The 3,154-nt window shown below is 73.8% G+C and carries 3 protein-coding genes and 1 pseudogene; 2 read left to right on the top strand and 2 right to left on the bottom strand.

Annotation, left to right across the window (positions count from 1 at the left end; genetic code table 11):
• Positions 1-118: pseudogene (locus NQ160_RS21320) on the top strand (CarD family transcriptional regulator); the annotation flags it as partial.
• A 35-nt stretch (positions 119-153) separates the two neighbouring features.
• A complete protein-coding gene (gene ispD, locus NQ160_RS21315) occupies positions 154-1,353 on the top strand; it encodes a 2-C-methyl-D-erythritol 4-phosphate cytidylyltransferase (RefSeq protein WP_257517071.1) in 1,200 nt (399 codons plus the stop codon).
• A 70-nt stretch (positions 1,354-1,423) separates the two neighbouring features.
• On the opposite strand, the gene NQ160_RS21310 is transcribed toward ispD, so the two are convergent.
• Both NQ160_RS21310 and NQ160_RS21305 read right to left on the bottom strand, forming a co-directional pair.
• Complete coding sequence (locus NQ160_RS21310; protein ID WP_257517070.1) at positions 1,424-1,891, bottom strand: GNAT family N-acetyltransferase; 468 nt, start codon at positions 1,889-1,891, stop codon at positions 1,424-1,426.
• An 11-nt stretch (positions 1,892-1,902) separates the two neighbouring features.
• The gene (locus NQ160_RS21305) at positions 1,903-2,844 is read right to left on the bottom strand and encodes a DMT family transporter (protein ID WP_257517072.1); all 942 of its coding nucleotides are present in this window, start codon (positions 2,842-2,844) and stop codon (positions 1,903-1,905) included.
• Positions 2,845-3,154 lie beyond the last annotated feature (310 nt).

Here is a 3,154-nt window from a genome sequence, read left to right as displayed (position 1 = left end):
CGGTGAGAAGCGCATGCTCGCCAAGGCACGCCAGATCCTCATCTCCGAGCTCGCTCTGGCCGAGAAGACCGACGAGGAGCGCGCGAGCGTCGTCCTCGACGAGGTCCTCGCCAGCTGACACCGGCGCAACCCGTCGGCGGGTAGGTTCGAGGCGTGAGCATCACGCCTGTTCCCCGTGTCGCCGTCATCGTCGTCGCCGCCGGATCGGGCACCCGTCTGGGTGCGGCCGATCCGAAGGCGTTCGTCGGGCTCGACCAGCACACCATCCTGCGTCACTGCCTCGAGGGCGTCTTCACCGCGCCGAGCGCGCAGGTGATCGTCGTCGCCCCGCCGGGACGCGAGGGCGACGCGCAGACCGATGCCCTTGAGGCCGCCGGCGATCGCCGCGACCTCGTGCAGGTCGTCTCCGGCGGCGCGACTCGTCAAGCATCGGTCGCCGCGGGGCTGCACGCGGTGTGGCCGGATGTCGAGGTCGTGCTCGTGCACGATGCCGCCCGCGCGCTCACGCCGCCGGCGGTGTTCGAGCGCGTCATCGCGGCGGTCGGCGCGGGCGCTGCAGGCGCCATTCCGGTGCTGCCCGTCGTCGACACCCTGAAGCGGGTCGACGGTGCGCGCATCATCGCGGGCGTGGACCGTGCCGAGCTGGCAGCCGCGCAGACCCCGCAGGGGTTCCGTCGGGACGTGCTGGATGCCGCGTACGCGGCTGCCGAGGAGGAGTTCACCGATGACGCGGCGGTGGTGGCATCCGCCGGTCATGAGGTCGTGATCGTCGACGGTTCCGAGATGAGCTTCAAGATCACCACTCCCGCCGACCTCGAGCGCGCCCGGTCACTGGTGTCTCCCGTCCACCCGGCGGCCAGCCGCCTGGATGCCCAGCAGCCCGCCGCGCGCGTGGGGGTCGGCACCGACGTGCACGCGGTCGGCGGCGACGGGACGCTGTGGCTCGCGGGCCTGGAGTGGCCGGGGGAGCAGCCGCTGTCGGGGCACTCCGACGGGGATGCCGTCGCGCACGCCATCGTCGACGCGCTGCTGGCCGCGGCCGGCCTCGGCGACATCGGCACCCACTTCGGCACGGACCGGCCCGAGTACGCCGGTGCGCACGCCGACGCGTTCCTCGCGCGCACCCGCGCGCTGCTCGGCGAAGCAGGCTGGGCCGTGGGCAACGTCTCGGTGCAGGTGCAGGCGCGGCGCCCTCGCTTCGCCGACCGGCGCGCCGAGGCGGAGCGGGTTCTCTCTGCGGCCCTCGGCGGCGCCCCTGTCTCGGTCTCGGCGACGACCACCGACGGATTGGGCTTCACCGGCACCGGTGAGGGTGTCGCGGCGTTCGCGGTCGCGATGATCGTCCCGGCCTGAGCCCGGCCACTTCCTCGCGGCTTCGCGGCCGTGGCCACCAGTCCCGGGCACGCCGAGGTCGTGTGGCGCGCTATTGCGGCAGATCTCGCGTGAAGTAGGTCGAGAGTGGGTCGTCGGTGTAGTCGGCGAACGGCCCGCAGGGCGTGAAGCCCTCGCCGAGGTAGAGCGCCCGTGCGGCGGCGAAGTCGGGCCCCGAGCCCGTCTCGAGCTGAAGGCATGCCAGCCCCATGGTGCGTGCCTCGGCCATGATGTGGCGCAGCAGCGTCCGAGCCACGCCGCGTCGCAGGTGGGTGGGGGCGACCCGCATGGACTTGATCTCGCCGTGGGCGGCATCCCGCCGCTGCAGGGCGCCCACGCCTGCGAGGTCGTCGCTGTCCCAGGCCGACCACACCGTGATGTCGGGATGCCGCAGCTGCTCGACGCCCAGCGCGTGCACGCTCTCGGCCGGGGTCTGGGCGTGCATCGCGTCGAGGTGGGCGGCGATGAGCGCGCAGGTGGCCTGGCCGGTGAGGTCGTCGACGCGTATCTGCAGGGTCATGTGGTGCCTCCTCAGCCTTCGACCGCATACGGTGCGGGGTCTCGGGGCGCGCGCGACCCGACGGCCAGCAGCACCAGGCCCGCAACCAGCACAGCCAGCCCGACCATGGCCGGCGTGCTCAGCCGTTCACCGAGCACGCCGATGCCCAGCAGTGTTGCGGTCAGCGGCTCCGCCAGAGTGAGGGTCGCCGCCGTCGCGGCGGTGAGCCGCAGCAGCCCCCACGTGAACAGCGTGTACGCGATGCCGACGGTCGCGAGCCCGAGCCACAGGGCCATCGCGAGTCCGTCGGGCGATGCCAGCCACGCCAGGTCGGCGAACAGCAGCATGACGACGCCCCAGGCCGCGCCCCCGAGCCCCATGGCCCCGCCGACGGTGAACGGGTCCCAACCGGCATCCATCAGTCGCCGCTGCACGTTGGCCTGTACGGCGAAGGCGGCGCCCGCCGCGAGGGATGCGAGAAGCCCCAGCGGATCGCTGCCGCCGGAGGCCGCGCCGCCCGCGCCCAGCAGCACTACCCCCGCGGTCGCGAGCGCCGTCGCCCCCAGCCACGCGCCCGAGGGGATGCGGCGGGTCAGCGCCCACTCGACCAGCCCCGCGATCACCGGCGCCGAGCCCAGCGCGATCACGGTGCTGACGGCGACGCCGTTGCGCTCGGCGCCGAGAAAGAACAGCGGCTGGTAGAGCGCCAGGCAGGTGCCGGTCGCCGCCATCAGCAGCAGGGCGCGGCGGTTCAGCACCGGCCGCGGGGCGGGGGTGGGGCTGCCGGTGGCCGCTGCGCGGCGGCGATGCCGTGCACCCAGCGAGAACGCGAGGATTGCCAGCGCAGCGCCGCCGATCGTCAAGCGCACCGCCCCGACTGCCCAGGGCGTGCTGTCGTCGGGACCCAGCGCCTGCGCGGTGCCGGTCGTGCCGAAGAGCACGGCGGCAGCGAGGACGGCGAGGACGGGGAACATCACGTCAGTTCTAGCGGACGCGTGTGTCCCGCGTGTGACGCGCGCCTCAGGCCCTGCCCCGCGGCCCGCCCACACCTCGGGGCTTCGGTCGTCGCAAACGGCCCTTTCGGCGCCCGTAGAGGGCGCAGACGTGACGACCGAAGCGCAGGCCGCCGCACGCGCGCGCCCGCGGCGCCGCGCGCGCCCAGGAACCGAGCGCCGCCGCCGGTAGGCTAGAGCAGTGAGTAATGGCGGTACGGGCGTGAAGCTCTATGACACGAAGGCGCAGCAGCTGCGCGACTTCGTCCCCGCCGACCCCGCGAACGTCACC

The sequence above is a fragment of the Microbacterium sp. zg.Y909 genome (assembly GCF_024626565.1).
This window is presented reverse-complemented; position numbering and strand designations above follow the sequence as displayed.